This window comes from Nostoc sp. JL33 (genome assembly GCF_017114985.1).
GTDB lineage: Bacteria > Cyanobacteriota > Cyanobacteriia > Cyanobacteriales > Nostocaceae > Nostoc.
Genome location: NZ_JABXKP010000075.1, coordinates 109,771 through 128,543, shown reverse-complemented (window position 1 = coordinate 128,543; position 18,773 = coordinate 109,771). Strand labels below are relative to the sequence as shown.

Below are 18,773 nucleotides of genomic sequence, written 5' to 3'. Positions count from 1 at the left end.
GTATCCTTATTTTTTGGAAATTTAGTTTCGCACCGGGAACTAGTCTAAACTCCAGTAATAGGGATTTTAGTTGATTGCGATTTTTGCATCCCTCGCAAATAATCATAGGGATGTTGTGCGTTTCAATCCCTAATAGGGATTTTAGTTGATTGCGATGAGATTGCCTCAATGATTGATGGTATTTCTGACAGAGGTTTCAATCCCTAATAGGGATTTTAGTTGATTGCGATAAAGGGGGAATAATCCCCCGATTAATGTCACTCGTTTCAATCCCTAATAGGGATTTTAGTTGATTGCGATAGCGACTTGTTGAGTGTTACTAGCTTCCTAAGAGTTTCAATCCCTAATAGGGATTTTAGTTGATTGCGATACTGGGAATCACAGGGAATCAAGCCGATTGTCATCGTTTCAATCCCTAATAGGGATTTTAGTTGATTGCGATGCAAATCTTCTGTAGGCATTCCTACTATTTGCCCGTTTCAATCCCTAATAGGGATTTTAGTTGATTGCGATGACTGCGATTGATAGACAAATCCGCACCTTACGTCGTTTCAATCCCTAATAGGGATTTTAGTTGATTGCGATGCTCGAATCCGATTACTGATTATACGTTTACTAATCTCGTTTCAATCCCTAATAGGGATTTTAGTTGATTGCGATGGTTGGGGCATCAACCATTAGCTTAGGCGATGTCAGTTTCAATCCCTAATAGGGATTTTAGTTGATTGCGATCAAAATCCCCAAGATGCTAATGCTTTAAGATTAAGGTTTCAATCCCTAATAGGGATTTTAGTTGATTGCGATCAATTGATTTCTTTTGTAGCTGGAAGGAAAGATACGTTTCAATCCCTAATAGGGATTTTAGTTGATTGCGATAATTAATCTAGCCTCTGGAAAAATATTAAATTGTTTCAATCCCTAATAGGGATTTTAGTTGATTGCGATGCCCTGCGGTGTTCTGCACGTTGTAATTTCCTGTGTTTCAATCCCTAATAGGGATTTTAGTTGATTGCGATCCCGTGCTGCTCTCACTATTTCTGCTAATTTCTCCGTTTCAATCCCTAATAGGGATTTTAGTTGATTGCGATTTTTCGCAAAGAGGAAAAGCATCGTATCCGATAATTTGTTTCAATCCCTAATAGGGATTTTAGTTGATTGCGATTTTAGAAAAATAGCATCCTGGCGCAAGGTTTAGGTTTCAATCCCTAATAGGGATTTTAGTTGATTGCGATTTTCTTTAGCTGCTGTGTACTCATTAACAACGTTGTTTCAATCCCTAATAGGGATTTTAGTTGATTGCGATTTGTAATCGCTCCGGTAAAAATCGGTATTGACTTAGTTTCAATCCCTAATAGGGATTTTAGTTGATTGCGATTAGCTACCAAAGAGGAAGCCAGGGAGCAAAGAGCATTAGTTTCAATCCCTAATAGGGATTTTAGTTGATTGCGATCCTGTGCGATCGCTGCCAAGAATGATTTAGCAAGTTTCAATCCCTAATAGGGATTTTAGTTGATTGCGATTTTCTTCGCCATACAATGTACACGTTTCATCGGCGTTTCAATCCCTAATAGGGATTTTAGTTGATTGCGACTGAGGGTCTAGTGCCTATTCAATACTAGGGTTGTTTCAATCCCTAATAGGGATTTTAGTTGATTGCGATTTAATCAACGTAGTGGTTACGGTTTGTACTTTGTTGTTTCAATCCCTAATAGGGATTTTAGTTGATTGCGATTAAGCAAAACTGTAACCCTGAATGGTTCAACGGGTTTCAATCCCTAATAGGGATTTTAGTTGATTGCGACTGAAGGGCTGGAAAGAGTGGGTGACGAGGGAATCGGTTTCAATCCCTAATAGGGATTTTAGTTGATTGCGACGTATGCACCGCCGACAGCGCCTTTTTTAGCTTCGTTTCAATCCCTAATAGGGATTTTAGTTGATTGCGATTGACCTGCCCAAGGGATTTCCGATGTACATCAATGTTTCAATCCCTAATAGGGATTTTAGTTGATTGCGATGCATCAGATAGCTATCTGCGAAGTTTCCCATCGTTTCAATCCCTAATAGGGATTTTAGTTGATTGCGACAAGCTATTGGCGTGATGCCTTTGAAAATTTCAGTTTCAATCCCTAATAGGGATTTTAGTTGATTGCGATTTGTCGCCATAACTCCAATAGGCTCTATGAAAGTGGTTTCAATCCCTAATAGGGATTTTAGTTGATTGCGATTCTTAATGATAAAAGCAACGATTATGAATCTTGAAGTTTCAATCCCTAATAGGGATTTTAGTTGATTGCGATTCCCACATTAGCCCGTGCGTACCCCGTAGAGTGATACGTTTCAATCCCTAATAGGGATTTTAGTTGATTGCGATCCCAAAGGTGGCACAATAGATGATAAAAACTTCAGAGGTTTCAATCCCTAATAGGGATTTTAGTTGATTGCGATTTGGATTGAAGAAATTACCCTTGGTATTTGGGAAGTTTCAATCCCTAATAGGGATTTTAGTTGATTGCGATTTTAAAGGACACTTCAAGTGTACATATTTTGACATAGGTTTCAATCCCTAATAGGGATTTTAGTTGATTGCGATGCAGGCGTCTGAAAGCCGTGTGTTATTTGGTTTTCAAGGTTCAATAGCGCGAATAGAAGAATCATAACATGAGGAGTGGCAATTGTGCTAGCTGTAAATAGCTGAAAGTCCGTCTACATAAGATGCGCGGATGGTTTAAAGATGCTACAGCGTTTAAGTCTTTGCATGTAGGGCAATTCAGCCATTTTTGTAGTCACCCCTTCACCAACACCTACCCATTCGCGCACTTGGCAAAAAAACTAGTCTGATTGCAAAGCGGCTGACTATCAATGAGTTTAGTATAGGCTTTCATTCCATTCCTAGCGAAAACAACTGCCACATAACCTCTGCGTTTCACTTTTAACTGGTAAATACTAATATCCCTGCGCCTATAGCTTTAACAACTGCCACATAACCTCTGCGTTTCACTTTTAACCCTCAATTCGCCACGATTTTACATCAAACTGTATCTAGCTGACCTGAAAGCGATATCTGAGTTGGGCTACGCCTATGCACTCCCAGTTATGATGTAATCGTTATAAAACTTAAAAATTTTCCTTAGTAGCTAACATCTGTAAAATCTTTTCTACATGATCCAACTCTCCAACGATTCGCCGAATTGGGTGAGGCCAAACCTTGACAAGGGTAGGAGTTGCAGAAACCTGATTGAGTTCTGCCTGTTCAGGATGAGTTAAAACATCAATCACCTTCAGAGTATAAGGATGTCCGAGCGATCGCTCTAATAATTCGTGTAAATTTTGGAGAATGCGTTCGGTGGTACTGCTATGTCCAGCAACAAACAAGCGCAGAACATAGCCTTGTGTGATTGCTTCCTTTTTTTGTACTATTACTGGCTGGTGGTATTTTGGCACAGGTTCAGAAAGGTCTAGACGCACAATTAAATCGTGATCTTCCCAAAGCTGCCCAAATGAAGAACGATAAGTTGTTAACAGCATGCGATCGCACAACCCCTCTTGCCAGGGAGCTGCTTGCCATACTAACTCCCCTGTGCCGAAAATGGCATTAAGCAAAGTTTGATGTCTAATTACAGCCGGATAAGCTTCAGCAAAAGTTCGCACTTGTTGAGTGCGCGGATCTAACCAGTGGTCAATAGTTGCAGTGTAACAAGGCACTAAAAAGTGCGGCGGCTCTGGCAAATCTAGGATTTCTTGCAAAGCCGAGCACAAATGCAAGTGCCATCGGCCTTGCTTGCTAGGGTCGATGCAATAAATTAAATCTCCTCCAGGTGTAAATAGCGCAATGCCTTTAAACAACTGGGGCGTAGATAGTTTGTTTGTCGTCAAGTTATTCACAGAGGCTAGGAAGCTAAAAGTAAAAAATTCTCTCTTTTACCTTTTACCTTAGCTATAACCGCAACCAGGATCAGAAAGATATTTGGAATTGGGAACTGGAGGATCAGGGAGAAATCAATTCACGCATTCAAAATGACGCTCTCTACGAACGCGAATAGCGTGTCGCAGACAGACACGCTCTCTACGCGGACTCGTTGGCGGAGCCTCTACGAAGGCGTAGCCCAAGGTAGAGAAGAGTTGAGGCTGCGCTAACAAAATTCTTGCATTAAAGAACTTCTGCCTCCTTTTTCCCAATGCCCTATCTTAAACTCGACCTCGGAGAAACTGCGCCATTTCGTTAGGAGTTGGTGACATTTCCAAAGCAGTTTCTTCAGTGATGCGACCCTCTTGATAGAGATTGAGCAATGACTGATTCATCGTAATCATGCCATCAAAGCCAGCTTGTTTCATCAACTCGCCAATTTCATCATACTTACCGTCTTTGATCCATTCTTTAATAGCCTCAGTATTGATCAATACATCGTGGAAAGCAGCCCGCTTACCGTCAGTTGTGCGACACAAACCTTGGGCAATTACTGACACTAAAGACTCAGAAATTGCCACTCGCATTGCATCTTGTTCGTCACCAGAGAAGAGATTGAGAATCCGCTCAATGGTTTTAACAGCGCTATTGGTGTGCAGAGTTCCCATGACTAAGTGACCAGTCTGAGCGGCTTTTAGGGCAGTGTTAACTGTTTCCTTATCCCGCATTTCCCCTACTAGAATCAAATCTGGGTCTTCCCGCAAAGCTGCTTTCAAAGCGTTGTCAAATTTCCGGGTGTGCATTCCCACTTCCCGTTGTTTGACTAAAGACTTGCGGCTTTGATGGACAAATTCTATCGGGTCTTCAATGGTGATGATATGCTTGGCCATCTCCTTATTGATGTAGTCAACCATCGCTGCCATTGTGGTGGACTTACCAGAACCAGTAGGCCCAGTCACCAAAATTAAACCTTTGTGATAATGACAAATATCCCGAAAAATTGGGGGTAAATTCAACTGTTCCATAGTTAAGATTTTCAGTGGAATCAACCGCAACACCATTGCAGGCCCTCTGAGGGAGCCAAAAACATTAATCCGCACGCGAGCAAAGTCATACTGAGTTGCTCCGTCAAATTCTAAGGTTTCTTCAAAGCGCTGAATTTCCCCCTCACTCATCACCTCCCGCAACCAATTCATGAAAGTTTCTTTATCTGTTTCTGGATAATCCGTTGATTGAATTTCTCCTCGGCTGCGGAAGCGGGGTAGTTCACCTACACCCAAGTGCAAGTCAGAATATCCCTGATCGTAAGCTAGCCTGATTAACTGCGCTAATGTCAGTTGTGGAGTGCTGTTTTGAAGGCGAACTGAATTAGGTATTGGCGGTGCACTACCCGGACGATGACCTGCAACAGGTGCGTTGGCGCTCCTATCCATTGACATATCCAATGTTTGTGTCATCTGCCTCTGCGTACTAGAGGTTGGCATTGGTGGCGGCATTGGTGGCGGCATTGGTGGCGGCATTGGTGGCGGCATTGGTGGCAGGTTACGTCCGGTAACGGGGTTAGAATTTAATTGAGATTGTGATTCTGTCATATATCTTAAAATTTGGCAGTTAAAAAGTTGAATTAGCGAGAAGTCAAGTCACTTGCTTCGATGACTTTTGGAGAATACTTGCGTGCAAGCCCCGGCGGTGATCGGAGGCGATTGAAACTCTAAAACCACGGTCAATCCATTTTATCGACCTCACTTTGTATCTTTTTTTTCCTATAATTCTACTACTCAGAAGATTTAGAGAAATTATTTAACGTATCTAACCAGGTTTAACACACATGAGGACTCAAAATACACCAGTGAATGTACATAGATTTTTAGTATGTTATAATACTATTGTCCAAACATGAATATTCTCATGGCTTAGATGAGAAATTTATCCCTGGCATCGACACGGATTGCCAGCAATTAACAGCACAAATACGATTAAATCATTTATTCAGCCCATCTATGAATTATGAGAAGCACTACTGATTTTTATAAGAAATGTTAAGTTAAATAGGAGCAATATCCTGGGGATCAAGGTTAAAAGCTCATACTTTTAGGTTCTATACCTCAAGGCGGATGCGAAAAACAAGTTTTTTTAATAGATATAAATTTGACTTTAAATTCATAATTACAAAAAATTAACTGTAAAGTTTAGTAAATAAATGCTCATTTTCCCAATTAGTTTTTATATAGTGAATATCACTGAGAAACGAATTACTTTACTCGCCAAAAGCGAGAGATCACTGAAATTAAAATTTGTTGTGTATTTTTAGGAGGAAAAGTCATGGTTTCTGCTCAAAGCTCTAATCTAGGAAAGACCTACTCCTTGATGATGATTAAAAGCTTTTTGATATGGACTTTTACATTGGCAGTTTGCTTGTTGGTTGTGGGTTTTCCACTAGTTGTCTTGATGGCTACGGTGGGATGTCTGCTGTCGATTATCTTGCAATCTGTGATGCCTGTTAGTGCTGTTTTGCTTGTAGCAGGCGCTTTAATCATGTTTAATATCATCGCTGTTGTATTGGCTGCGGGTGTGCTAACTCTTAGAGGAGTTCATCCTAATCAAATCAAATGGTTAAGCTGGCTGCATGGAGAGGCAGACAAAATGCAGACTTCTGTTTACGCTGCTTGCCCTTTAACTTGTGAGATTAAATAGTCATTACAGGTGAATTCGACAAACAGTGCGTCTGCCCGGTTAAGCCGGGTTTTTTCATGCTCTTTAGGATTTGAACTTGTCAGATCAAGATGTAGTCATTAGATATCTCCAGAAATTAATCATGCCTTACCTAAAAACCTTATAGAGACGCTAACCCAAGCGTATTGTATTACATAGTTGAATTAGAGAAACAGTGCATTAGCCCGGTTAAGCTGGCTGGGTTTTTTTGATATTTTGCGTCATTTATCCATTTAGATTTATGATTTCTGTGATGATTGACCGCGAACTATTGACTATTAACCATAAACCATTGACTATAGACGATTGGCAAATGACAGATCACTAATGAGAAATGACTAATCAAAAATGCGTTTGCATTATCTTGGGTACTCGTCCAGAAGCGATTAAACTAGCTCCAGTGATTCAGGTTTTCCAGAAGTCTTCAGGTTTTGAATTGCAAGTAATTTTAACTGGACAGCATCGGGAGATGGTTGAGCAAGTTATGCAGCTGTTCAACATCAAGGCAGATTATAACTTGGAAATTATGCAGGCTCGGCAATCTCTAAATGATATTACCTGCCGCAGCTTACAAGGTTTAGAAGCGTTATTCCAGGAGAAAAAGCCTGATTTAGTGCTGGTGCAGGGAGACACTACCACGGCTTTTGCCGCAGCTTTGGCAGCTTTTTATCAAAAAATCCCTGTGGGTCATGTAGAAGCAGGGTTAAGAACTGATGATATATTCAATCCTTACCCAGAAGAAGCTAATCGGCGGTTGATTTCTCAAATTACTCAGTTGCACTTTGCGCCGACTCCTTGGGCTGTGGAAAATTTGCACCGTTCTGGTGTTTTGGGTGAAATTCACATGACGGGTAACACGGTAATTGATGCGCTGTTGAATGTAGCTGCAACCCAAGCAGTCTGCAATGTGCCAGGCTTAGACTGGGAATCATATCGCGTTTTGTTAGCAACAGTTCATCGGCGGGAGAATTGGGGAGAACCACTCCAAGCGATCGCTCAGGGCTTTTTACACATTTTAGACAAGTTTCCTGATACAGCAATGCTTTTACCATTGCACCGCAATCCGACAGTGCGAGTCCCGTTGCAGGAACTTTTAGGGAATCATCCCCGAATTTTCTTAACAGAACCTCTAGATTATGGCGAATTGGTGGGAGCAATTGGGCGATCGCATCTTTTGCTCACTGACTCTGGTGGCTTGCAGGAAGAAGCCCCCAGTTTGGGAAAACCAGTACTGGTTTTGAGAGACACCACCGAAAGACCAGAGGCTGTTGCAGCCGGTACAGCTAAACTTGTAGGCACTACGAGTGAGAACATTTTTGCAGCTGCTGCGGAGTTACTCAGTGATCCAGATGCTTATGAAACAATGGCAAATGCAATTAATCCCTTTGGGGATGGTCATGCAGCAGAGCGCATTTTGCAGATTGTACAAAATTACTTGGGTCTTTGATCACTAACATCAACTTAGCGAAACTGGTTAAATAAATCGCTTGTAGGGGCGTACAGTTGTACCCCCCTACCGATGTATCTCTCCATCTCACAAGAAAACAGGTAAAACTTGAAAAGGAGATTTTCAAAGGGTGGCTTATGGCTAAATACCCAGAGCTGATCGAGTTTCGGGGCCCACAACACCATCTACAAGTAGACCTTTACTTGCCTGAAAGCTTCGGACTCGGCTAACAGTTTCTCGACCGTAAATTCCATCAACCGTGAGATTACCTAAAGCTGTTTGAACGTCTCTGACAAGCAGACCTTTAGAACCAGGGGTAAGAATCACCGAACCGCCAACACCACCAGGTCTACTCACACTAAGATTGTTAGGTCTATCACCAATCCATCGGGCAAAAACGTATCTACCCGTAGAAAGCCTAGCAAAACCGTTTTCATACCTTTGAATAGCTGGAAGTGTTGCGCCATTTGGTACACAGTCCACATATGAGTAGCTGGCACTTGGGCCTGTACGGATACGTAAACAACTGCCGTTAGTCTTTACATATGCAGCCGAACTCATTTGAATTTGGCTAACAGCAACAAGTAATACACCAACGCCAGCGAGAGCTAACCAAGCTGAAGATTTAAGCAGTTTTTCCCAATTGAATTTAGATTTTGTGATTCCAGATGTCTCTTCTTTAGTAATAACTATGTGGGAAGATTTAAAAAGTTTTTTCCAATTCCATTCAGATTTAGGGGGATTAGATTTGGTGTTTCCAGATGCTTCTTCTTGAGCAATAAACATTTGGGAATAAGCAAGATATTCCATGATGCGCTCCTTAATATGAAAAAATGAGTCTTCGCAGAGAATAACCAAGTAATTCTCTGTATTTATTCTTAGTATATTTTATATCTCTACCTTTCAGCAGGTTTTTACTGGTAGCGAAATTAAGAAAAAATAAAATTAGTCAAAAGTAGGACTTATCCCTCTTGTGTCACTCTTTGGGAGGATAATCTCTAGAAGCTTTATCAGTCAATCAATACAAGCTATCCTATTACAAAAACTTGGTTATTCTATTTGTTATTAGGAAAAAATCTTGCGAGCGCTTCGTATACAAAAGCTCTAGAATTCAGAAATGGCAAAAGTTTTCGGACAGTGACACAAGAGGGTTATATCATGCCCGCTTGATTACTTATTAAACCCGAAGAACCCCAAAGAGTCAAAGCTGCGCTTTGTCTCCCCTAAGAGCAGGCTCTTAGGGGATTAAGGGGAGCCACCAGCGCGGGAACAGGGGAGGGGGTTTCCCCCTTTCCTCGACTGGCGTGTGGGGTGCAATGACTGTGGGAATCATAACTAATTATCTGGGCATGATAATTAGGTGGACATAAACAAACCTAACTATGTAACTAAATATAAAATGCTCGAAACCTTTGCGATCGCAACTCTTCTCTACGAGAGGCTGCGCCAAGGAGATGCTACGCGAACGTTTCACTCGCAATGACGTAGTTATGAATTTTCCCGCCTACCTACTTATTACGCACTGTACAAATTAATCATGATATGGTTTACCGAAAATAGGCCGTTTCAGGCTTTGATTAATCATTACTTTTATGGTAAACACATACCCAGTCTAGGGGTTTAGCAATGCGGTTTACCCCTACGACAGACCAGGTTTTTCTGATCAGATAGTATTTTCGGTCAATGCGTAAGCTCTAAAAAGATTCCTGAGAAAATAAATAAAATTTAGTTAAATTAGTTAAGCTTTCTTGCTTACTGCCTTGACCAACCTTCTACCTTGTTGCATCGAAATAGGTCAAACGTATTGTTCGAGTCCTGTTAAACTAGCAACCACAGAAGCTAACTCCTCTAAGTCTATCGGCTTGCACCGATATATATCATAACCTACTAACAATGCATGATTACGGTCTTCGTCCAAAGCAGATGCTGTCAGAGCAATAGCTGGAATCTTTCTCCCTCGCTTTGCTTCGAGATTTCTGATCTTCAATAGCAGTGAGTAGCCGTCTTCACCTGGTAAATAAATGTCACTAATTAGGATATCTGGTTTAAAAACTGACATTATTTCTAAAGCCTCATCTACTGAAGCGGCTGTGACGATCTCTGCTCCATCTAATTCAAACAGGAAGGTAAGTAATGTTCTGGTATCAGGGTCATCATCCACAACGAGCAATCGCAGACCTTTAAAAGATATCGATTGGTTTGACATTATTCTCACCGCCCTGTAAATCAAAGACTTGGAGTAGCAATAACATCAAAAGGCACGTATTTATAAATACGATTTGATGGATAGCTTACCAAATATTATCGGAACTAGCTAGCAAGCGTCTGTCCGGTGTCGGACATAAAAAATTAAAATAATTCATCTGCGATCGCGCCTTGGCTGATTCCCCAGCAACCGAGTAAATTCCTTTTGTATAACTCGATAACACTCGCAGGAAGTTGCTTCCAAATGCTCTCGGTTCAGGATGCTAATTTTACCACGTTGGTAGCGAATCATTCCGGCTCGGCTGAGGGTGCTAGCCGCTAGTGTGACACCGGAACGACGTACACCCAGCATCTGGGCGATAAATTCTTGCGTGAGCGGAAAATCCTCTGATTCCAACCGGTCAGAGACTGTGAGAAGCCAACGAGCTAGCCGTTCCTCTAGGGTATGAAGACGGTTGCAAGCACATCCTTGTGCAAGTTCAGAGTATACAGATCGTACATAACGTAGCAGCAGGTTTTGAATAGCTCCGCCGCGATTGAACTCGGCTCTAAGTATATCTGCATCGATCTGCATTCCAGCGCCCGAAACTTGGACAAACCCTTTTGTGGTTGTTGTGTTACCTCCTAAAATTACTGGGATACCCACCATGCCTTCATTGCTCACTATCCCAACTTCCACCGTCGAACCATCTTTCATAATAGTGACTATAGAAACCACTGCGTTTTGCGGAAAATAGACATGTGTGATGGGTTCTCCTGGTTCATAAATAACTTTCCGAGTGGGAAGCGAAACTAACTTCAGGTGCGGAACAAGACGCTGATAATCACTGGCTGGCAAAGCCGCAAGTAATCTATTTACTTGCGGCTTAAGAGTGTTTTCACTCACTGAACATTAAAAGATAAATTTCCTCAAAATACTTTAAATCAAGTTACCTTTGCGAGTCTGTTCGGTTTCGTACAGATAACTCAAAAAATTTTTCCGGCTCGGTTACTTGGCTTCTTGCCAAGTAACCGAGCAAATTCCTTTTGTATGACTCGATAACACTCGCAGGAAGTTGCTTCCAAATCCTCTCGATTGAGGATGCTAATTTTACCGCGTTGGTAGGCGAGCATTCCGGCTCGGCTGAGGGTGCTAGCCGCTACTGTCACACCAGAACGACGTACACCTAGCATCTGGGCGATAAATTCTTGCGTGAGCGGAAAATCCTCTGATTCCAGACGGTCAGAAACTGTGAGTAGCCAACGAGCCAGCCGTTCTTCTAGTATATGGAGACGGTTGCAGGCAACTCCTTGCGCCAGTTCAGAATATACAGCTTGTACGTAGCGTAGCAACAGGGTTTGAATAGCTCCGCCGCGATTGAACTCGGCTCTTAGTATATCTGCATCCATCTGCATTCCAGCGCCCGCAATCTGCACAAATGCTGTTGTGGTTGTGGTGTTGTCTCCTAAAATTACCGGGATACCCACCATACCTTCATTGCTTACTATCCCAACTTCCGCCGTTGAGCCATCTTCCATAGTGGTGACTATAGAAACCATTGACTTATCAGGAAAATAGACGTGTGTGATCGGTTCGCCTGCTTGGTAAAGGATTTGCCGAAGTGGGAGCGAAACGAGCTTTAGATGGGGGACAAGACGTTGATAATCACTGGCTGGCAAAGCTGCGAGCAGCTTATTTGGTGGTAGCTGAAAAAGGTTTTTATCTAATGGCATTAAAAGTCACTCTCCTTAAGGTAGGTGACTTTAGAAAAGCCAACTCAGGGCACAAGGAAAGGATTTAAGGATCTGATCCTAAATGTCAAAAGGTGTATTCGCTAAAGAAACACGGGGACAATCTAAAAAATCTTAAATTAACACAGTTCTTCGAGTCTGTGGGGTTTCGTACACAGAAGCTTCAAAAAAATTATTTTCCCCGTTTATTGGGGTTATTGCCCAATAAACGAACAAATTCATTTTCTATAATCTGATAACATTCGCAGGAGGTTTTTTCTAAAGCCTCTCGATTCAGGATGTTAATCTGACCACGCTGGTAGCTGATTATTCCGGCTTCGCTCAGGATGTTAGCTGCTTCGGTGACACCAGCGCGACGTACACCCAGCATCTGGGAGATAAATTCTTGGGTGAGTGGAAATTCCTCTGATTCCAGACGGTCAGAAACTGTCAGCAACCACCGAGCCAGCCGCCCTTCTAGTTTATGAAGACGGTTGCAGGCAGATCCTTGTGCCATTTGAGTGTACATACCTTGCACGTAGCGCAGCAACAGGCTTTGAAGGGCTGTACCCCGATTGAACTCGCTTCTGAGTATATCCGCATCCATTTGCATAGCACCGTCTGGAATCTGCACTAATGCTGTTGTGGTTGCGATGTTGTCTCCTAAAATTACTGGGATGCCCACCATACCTTCATTGCTCACTAAACCAGCTTCCACAGTCGAGCCATCTTCCATAGTAGTGATTATAGAAACCACTGCCTTATTAGGAAAATAGACCTGTGCGATCGCTTCGCCTGCTTCGTAAAGGACTTGCCGATTTGAGAGCGAAACTAGCTTTAGATGGGGGAGAAGACGCTCATAATCACTGGCTGGCAAAGCTGCCAGCAAATTATTTGCTGGTTGCTCAAGGGTATTTTTGTTTAATGACATTGGGATTCTCCTAAATATAGCCGTCTCTAGAAAAGGCAACTCGCGGCATAAGGAGAAAAATCAAGAATCCGATCCTATATGTCAAAAGGTGTAATCCCTAAAAAAGTTTTAATAAAATATATTTTTATATTTATATATATAATATAACATAATTAAATTAGTGATTTACAGTAGCAAATAAATCCTGATGTAGAACAAAAAAGTTGGTATAGCCAGCTAAAGCATCTATATAAAGCTTGAGAGCAAAATAATACAAATTGCATAGCAAAATAGTAAGTAGATACCACAAGAAAAAACTATTTCTGCGTTGTTAAATCCAGGCTTTAGCAAAGTTAAAAATCAGTAGTGTCGGCTCAAAGGTAAGCAATCCCAACAATTGGAATTGCTAATTTTCACTGTAATTGCACTTGCGATCGCATAATTAAGTCTAATTATGTTCACTAATCATATTGCTATAGACATGAGCATTGTTGTCAGCGATCGCAGCAAAAAATTCCTGGTTATGCAAGTACTTACAAGCCTAAATCTTTGTGATTGCCACCAGATGTTGTGAACTATTCTAAGTAAACTTAGTATATTTTGATTGCTGTGAAGACAAGCTACTTAGAACATAGTATATTAATATGAACATTTATTAAGACTTAATTCTAGAATAATCTTAAGATTTTTTGATATACTACGGTAAGTATAGTGGTTTATCGTAGTATATGCTCAGACTAAAATAGTCCATTTCACAAATATTCAATAAAAGCAAGTATTTTCTACTACAATTTTAGAACTTTTATTACTTCAAGCTAGCTTACTTATCTGGTTCATCTATGCAATAATAAACAACTGTGTCTATTAAATACGGTTTATCTATCAATTTATAGGGGTATTGACAAATTAATATTTATTTGCTGACAAATTTATATTGGCTTAGTGCCAAATTTAGTGTTGTTTGAAGCTAATTCAGTTAAAAAAATATCGTCCTTGACAAAATGCAAAATATCTAACAAAAATATCACTGTTAAATCGACTGAATAACAACGCAGAAATATGAAGTATAACCAACTTGGCAAGAGTGAGTTAAAAGTTTCTGAAATTTGTCTGGGCACCATGACCTATGGACAGCAAAATACTATTGAAGAAGCCCACGAGCAGCTAGATTATTCTATTGCCCAAGGAGTCAACTTTATTGATGCGGCGGAGATGTACCCTGTGCCAACAAGTGGCGAAACTTATGGATTAACTGAGACTTATATTGGGGAATGGTTAAAGCATCAACAAAGAGATCAACTTATTATAGCGACTAAGATTGCTGGCCCTGGTCGAGGCTTTAAATGGTTACGTGGTGGAGCCAAAGCAATTGACCGTGATAATATCAAACAAGCTGTAGATGATAGTCTAAAAAGATTACAGACGGATTATATTGATCTGTACCAAATCCACTGGCCTGATCGCTACGTGCCACGGTTTGGACAAACGGTATTCGATCCAACTCAGCTAGGAGAAACAGTTCCCATTCCTGAACAGCTAGCAGTTTTTGACGACGTAATTAAGGCAGGAAAAATTCGCTATATCGGTTTGAGTAATGAAACACCTTGGGGCGTTGCCCAGTTTAGTAACGCTGCTAAACAATTAGGATTGCCCAAAGTTGTTTCGATTCAAAATGCTTATAACTTGCTAAATCGAGTATTCGACGGAGCCTTAGCAGAAGCAGTTTATCACGAAGAAATTGGGTTACTAGCTTATAGCCCTTTGGCGTTTGGCTTCTTGACTGGCAAATACCTAAATGGCAAACCAGAGAAAGCAAGAGTCACGTTGTTTGAAAATTTTGGTCAGCGCTATCTCAAACCAAAAGTAAGTCAAGCAGTAGCAGCTTATGTGGAAATTGCCAAGCGCCATCAACTAAGTCCAGCGCATCTAGCATTAGCATTCGTGCGGAGTCGTTGGTTTGTGCCTAGCACAATTATTGGTGCTACCACACTGCAACAACTCAAAGAGAATTTAGAAAGTGTAAATGTAGTTCTTGACAAAGACATTTTGGAAGAGTTGGATATAGTTCATGCTCAGTCTCCAAACCCAGCACCTTAACAATTCACGCATTCACGCATTAAAGACATTTTCAGTTGGGGTTTAAATCCCCGTCTGAAACACAAGCTACGTGTGGACGTTGGCGTTATACTCTCCCTTTGCCAGAAGAGGTAAAATATGACTTTTACAGCAACATCGGTTGATCAGAATACTATTCGTCGTCGGGGTACTGGTTTAAGAGCTTACAATCCCGAAAAAGTATTCAAAGGATACACACTTTTCACGCCCCTGACAGGTAAAGGTGAAGTCTACCTGCTGAACTTGGAAGGAGAAGTAGTACACCAGTGGAATCTGCCATATCCACCAGGGTTATATGGTTATCTCTTGCCCAATGGCAACCTTTTTTATAACGGTAAGACTCAACCAGAAGAACCACTACGTTTTGCTTTGTGGGCTGCATTCAAAAGTGGCGTTGTTTTAGAGGCAGATCCCAAAGGGAATATTATCTGGGAATATAAGCATCCAGATCACCATCACGATGGACGCAGACTAGCCAATGGCAACATAATTCTACTAGCGATTGAAAAGATACCTCAGTCTTTGATACCCCGGATCAAAGGCGGCGTACCAGGTACAGAAGCAAATGGTGATATCTATGCTGATGTACTTTATGAAGTGACTCCAGCAGGTGAAATTGTTTGGACTTGGCACGCCCACGAACATCTTGATCCAGATATATTTACGATTACTTCGCAGGATCATCGACATGAATGGACTCATGGGAATACCGTCGGTGAACTCGCTGATGGCAACATTATAGTGAGCTTTCGTAATATATCGACAGTTGTCATTATCGATCGCAAAACTGGAGAAATCATCTGGACGTTGGGCGATGACGTACTAGCACAGCAGCACTTCCCGAACGAATTAGCTAACGGTAATATCTTGATTTTCGACAATGGCGCACATCGCCGTAACATTGCTCTCAATTTCTCCCGTGTGATTGAGGTGAACCGCCAAACAAAAGAGATTGTTTGGGAATACACCGATAACCCGCCCCAAAATTTCTTTAGTTCCTACATATCAGGAGCGCAACGTTTGGCGAATGGCAATACCTTGATTACAGAAGGTGCTTACGGTCGGATATTCGAGGTGACAATTGCAGGGGAAATTGTTTGGGAATACATCAATCCCCACTTTGCATCTCGGAATATTCCAGGTGAGAAGTCGCCGGTAACTCGTGGGGAGCAAAATACAGTCTTCCGCGCCTTCCGTTATGCACCTGAAGAAGTGCCTTGGCTTTAGGAGAAGGTAGGGACGCAGGGGAAACAGAGGAGAAGTTGCAGTAAGTTTTTCCCCTCTGCCTCTTATGCTCAATGCCCTAAGAGGTTGTTTGAAAAGCCGGGCGACTAGAAGTCACGGCTACACAGACAAAAGCTACCGATCCTGGGTTAAAAACAGCGAATTCTATTCGCCCAATACTTTTCAAACAACCTCTAACTTTACCTAATAGTCAAATTTAGAAGTTTGGTTAGTGTTAATAATTTTTCACACTACATTCGCTTCAAAGAGATTTTGTGACACTAACAATTTAAGATTTGGGATTTTGGATGAAAATTCAATTCCCAATGCCGATTAACAAGTCCTATTTACTAAGGAACTTAAACATGGCTGAAATTAAAGTATACAGTGCAGTTGTTTGCCCTTATGCTCACCGTACCCGCTTGGTACTGCAAGAGAAAGGTATTGACTTCGATTTGATTGAGATTGATTTGCAGAATAAGCCTGAAGGTTTTACCAAAGTTTCCCCCTATGGTAAAGTGCCTGCACTAACTCATGGCGATAACCGAGTTTGGGAATCAGCAGTAATTAACGAGTATCTTGATGAGGTATTTCCCAATCCGCCACTGTTACCCAGCAGCCCCATTGCTAGGGCACAGGCTCGCATCTGGATCGATTTTGCTAACACCAGGTTCGTTCCTGCTTTTTCTACCCTGTTGCGGAGTTCAGATCCCCAAAAACAAGAAGAAGCTAAACAGGAACTATACAAACACCTAGAATTCATTGAAAACGAAGGTCTAGCAAAGCTATCTGGAGAAGGCCCCTACTGGTTTGGCGAATCCATCAGTGTGGTCGATTTCACCTATTTTCCGTGGTTTGAGCGCTGGGCTGCACTCAAGCACTATCGCGGCTTTGGGGTGCCAGAGGAATTTACCCGTCTACGCCAGTGGAAACGTGCTTTGAAAGAGCGTGAGTCTGTGAAGGCGATCGCTCACTCTAAAGAATTCTACATTGAGCGATATGCTAAATTCGCTGCGCCTGCTCTCGCTGCTGTTTAATTGACACTCCCCGCCGTTCCTCTCGTTCCTTGGCTCTGCCAAGGAATGGGTTTCTGGAGGCTCCGCCTTTTTAGACTTGAGGCAGAGCCTCAATAAATGCATTCCCATGCAGAGCATGGGAACGAGTTAAATACGAATTATGAATTACGAATTACGAATTATGAATTACTACTTTACCGAAGTGAGCCGCACTTTTGAGGTAATGATAAGCTTCCCGCACTTCAGTGAAGGGAAAAACTCGATCAATAATCGGTTTTATTTGATGCTGTTGCATCGTCCGATTCATCGCCTCAAATATTTCCCGACTGCCAACATAAATTCCCTGAACTGTTAAACTCTTAAAAAGTATTGGCATTGGGTCAATTTCATTTCCTCTGCCTGACAATATCCCAATCAAACTAATACGTCCTCCAATGCGGACTGCTTGTAGCGATTTTGGCAGAGTACCTGCACCGCCTACCTCAACTACATGATCTACACCCGTGCGATTGGTTAATTGGTAAACTTGCTTTTCCCAATCTGGCGTTGTTTTGTAGTTGATTGTCTCCTCAGCACCAAGCTGTTTGGCTCGCGCCAATTTCTGATCACTGCTGGAAGTAATAATCGCTCTAGCACCATGTATCTTGGCAAACTGGAGAGCAAAAATTGAAACTCCTCCAGTACCGAGTAACAAAATGCTATCACCTGCGCGAATATTTCCTTTTGTTACCAGTCCATGCCAAGCTGTGACTGCCGCACAGGGCAAAGTCGCGCCTTCAACATCGGATAAATAGTCTGGTAATATCACTAAACCATCTTGGTGTAATACGACATATTCAGCCAGCATTCCATCGATACCACCTCCGAGATCGGATTTCATTTTCTCTTTGGTTAAAGAGCCATAAATCCAGTCTTGGAAGAAAGTAGCAGCCACGCGATCGCCTATTTTCACTCGTGTCACACCTTCGCCCAGCGCCACAACTTCTCCCGCACCGTCAGACAGGGGAATTAACGGATATTTCTGTCCAGCACCGTAAGCTCCTTCGGCGACAAGTAGATCACGGTAATTTAGGGATGTTGCTTTGACTTGAACGAGAACTTGTCCCGCAGCTGGTTTTGGTTCAGGGCGATCGACTAATGCCAAAGCATCAATCCCGCCGTTGCTTTGAATTTCGTAAGCTTTCATTGGCGGACTCCTTTTGCCAAAGATTATAGTGTAGAGAAATTTTGTGCTGATTTTCTACACCAAAATAATTACTGATACTAATTCTGTATGAATATGCGCTAAACCATATTTAAGTACAAGAAAGAATGAAGAAAAACGAACCGCGTACTCCTGCGGAGGACAAGCTACGCGTTAGCGTCTCCCCTTGGGAGAAGGACGCGTTCGCGTAGCGTCTCGTAGAGAAGGACACGTTCGCGTAGCGTCTCGTAGAGAAGAAAGAAAGAAGTTAAAAGGGTTTAGTGCAGCCTTATAAAGAAATGGTATGAAGAGGGGAAAAGGAATAATTAAAAAGCAGTAGTTTAATC

Annotated in this window: 13 protein-coding genes and 1 CRISPR repeat array; of the genes, 5 read left to right on the top strand and 8 right to left on the bottom strand. The window is 41.9% G+C overall.

Annotation, left to right across the window (positions count from 1 at the left end; translation table 11 throughout):
* Positions 1-119: 119 nt before the first annotated feature.
* A CRISPR array of direct repeats spans positions 120-2,590; the repeat unit is 37 nt; unit sequence GTTTCAATCCCTAATAGGGATTTTAGTTGATTGCGAT.
* A 524-nt stretch (positions 2,591-3,114) separates the two neighbouring features.
* Together HWQ23_RS21935 and HWQ23_RS21930 are read right to left on the bottom strand one after the other, a co-directional pair.
* Entirely contained in the window at positions 3,115-3,882 is a 768-nt protein-coding gene (locus HWQ23_RS21935; RefSeq protein ID WP_292832722.1) for a circadian clock KaiB family protein, read from the bottom strand.
* 303 nt (positions 3,883-4,185) lie between these two features.
* Positions 4,186-5,496, bottom strand: a complete 1,311-nt coding sequence (locus tag HWQ23_RS21930; RefSeq protein WP_292832719.1) for a type IV pilus twitching motility protein PilT — start codon at positions 5,494-5,496, stop codon at positions 4,186-4,188.
* Positions 5,497-6,226: 730 nt separating this feature from the next.
* Between HWQ23_RS21930 and HWQ23_RS21925 the strand changes: the two genes are divergently transcribed.
* Positions 6,227-6,598: a hypothetical protein gene (locus tag HWQ23_RS21925; protein WP_292832716.1), complete on the top strand. Its 372-nt coding sequence runs from the start codon at positions 6,227-6,229 to the stop codon at positions 6,596-6,598.
* A 352-nt stretch (positions 6,599-6,950) separates the two neighbouring features.
* Entirely contained in the window at positions 6,951-8,063 is a 1,113-nt protein-coding gene (gene wecB, locus HWQ23_RS21920; RefSeq protein ID WP_292832713.1) for a non-hydrolyzing UDP-N-acetylglucosamine 2-epimerase, read from the top strand.
* Positions 8,064-8,204: 141 nt separating this feature from the next.
* Here wecB and HWQ23_RS21915 read toward each other — a convergent pair whose 3' ends face one another.
* The 5 genes from HWQ23_RS21915 to HWQ23_RS21895 form a co-directional block, all read right to left on the bottom strand.
* Positions 8,205-8,873 (bottom strand): peptidoglycan-binding domain-containing protein, encoded by a 669-nt coding sequence (locus tag HWQ23_RS21915; RefSeq protein WP_292832709.1) that lies wholly within the window; start codon positions 8,871-8,873, stop codon positions 8,205-8,207.
* A gap of 985 nt (positions 8,874-9,858) precedes the next feature.
* Positions 9,859-10,269 carry a response regulator gene (locus HWQ23_RS21910; RefSeq protein WP_292832706.1) on the bottom strand — a complete coding sequence of 137 codons (411 nt, stop codon included), beginning with the start codon at positions 10,267-10,269 and terminating at the stop codon, positions 9,859-9,861.
* A 153-nt stretch (positions 10,270-10,422) separates the two neighbouring features.
* The gene (locus tag HWQ23_RS21905; RefSeq protein WP_292832703.1) at positions 10,423-11,154 is read right to left on the bottom strand and encodes a Crp/Fnr family transcriptional regulator; all 732 of its coding nucleotides are present in this window, start codon (positions 11,152-11,154) and stop codon (positions 10,423-10,425) included.
* 80 nt (positions 11,155-11,234) lie between these two features.
* On the bottom strand, positions 11,235-11,981 hold the full coding sequence (locus tag HWQ23_RS21900; protein WP_292832700.1) for a Crp/Fnr family transcriptional regulator: 747 nt from the start codon (positions 11,979-11,981) through the stop codon (positions 11,235-11,237).
* A 190-nt stretch (positions 11,982-12,171) separates the two neighbouring features.
* Positions 12,172-12,909: a Crp/Fnr family transcriptional regulator gene (locus HWQ23_RS21895; RefSeq protein WP_292832697.1), complete on the bottom strand. Its 738-nt coding sequence runs from the start codon at positions 12,907-12,909 to the stop codon at positions 12,172-12,174.
* A gap of 1,038 nt (positions 12,910-13,947) precedes the next feature.
* Here HWQ23_RS21895 and HWQ23_RS21890 point away from each other — a divergent pair.
* The 3 genes from HWQ23_RS21890 (at position 13,948) to HWQ23_RS21880 (ending at position 17,264) form a co-directional block, all read left to right on the top strand.
* Complete coding sequence (locus HWQ23_RS21890) at positions 13,948-14,985, top strand: NADP(H)-dependent aldo-keto reductase (protein WP_292832694.1); 1,038 nt, start codon at positions 13,948-13,950, stop codon at positions 14,983-14,985.
* Positions 14,986-15,102: 117 nt separating this feature from the next.
* Positions 15,103-16,230, top strand: coding sequence for an aryl-sulfate sulfotransferase (locus tag HWQ23_RS21885; protein ID WP_292832691.1), 1,128 nt, complete (start codon positions 15,103-15,105; stop codon positions 16,228-16,230).
* Between the two features lie 362 nt (positions 16,231-16,592).
* Positions 16,593-17,264 (top strand): glutathione S-transferase family protein, encoded by a 672-nt coding sequence (locus tag HWQ23_RS21880; protein ID WP_292832688.1) that lies wholly within the window; start codon positions 16,593-16,595, stop codon positions 17,262-17,264.
* Positions 17,265-17,415: 151 nt separating this feature from the next.
* Here HWQ23_RS21880 and HWQ23_RS21875 read toward each other — a convergent pair whose 3' ends face one another.
* Positions 17,416-18,429 (bottom strand): zinc-dependent alcohol dehydrogenase family protein, encoded by a 1,014-nt coding sequence (locus HWQ23_RS21875; RefSeq protein ID WP_292832686.1) that lies wholly within the window; start codon positions 18,427-18,429, stop codon positions 17,416-17,418.
* Between the last annotated feature and the right edge of the window lie 344 nt (positions 18,430-18,773).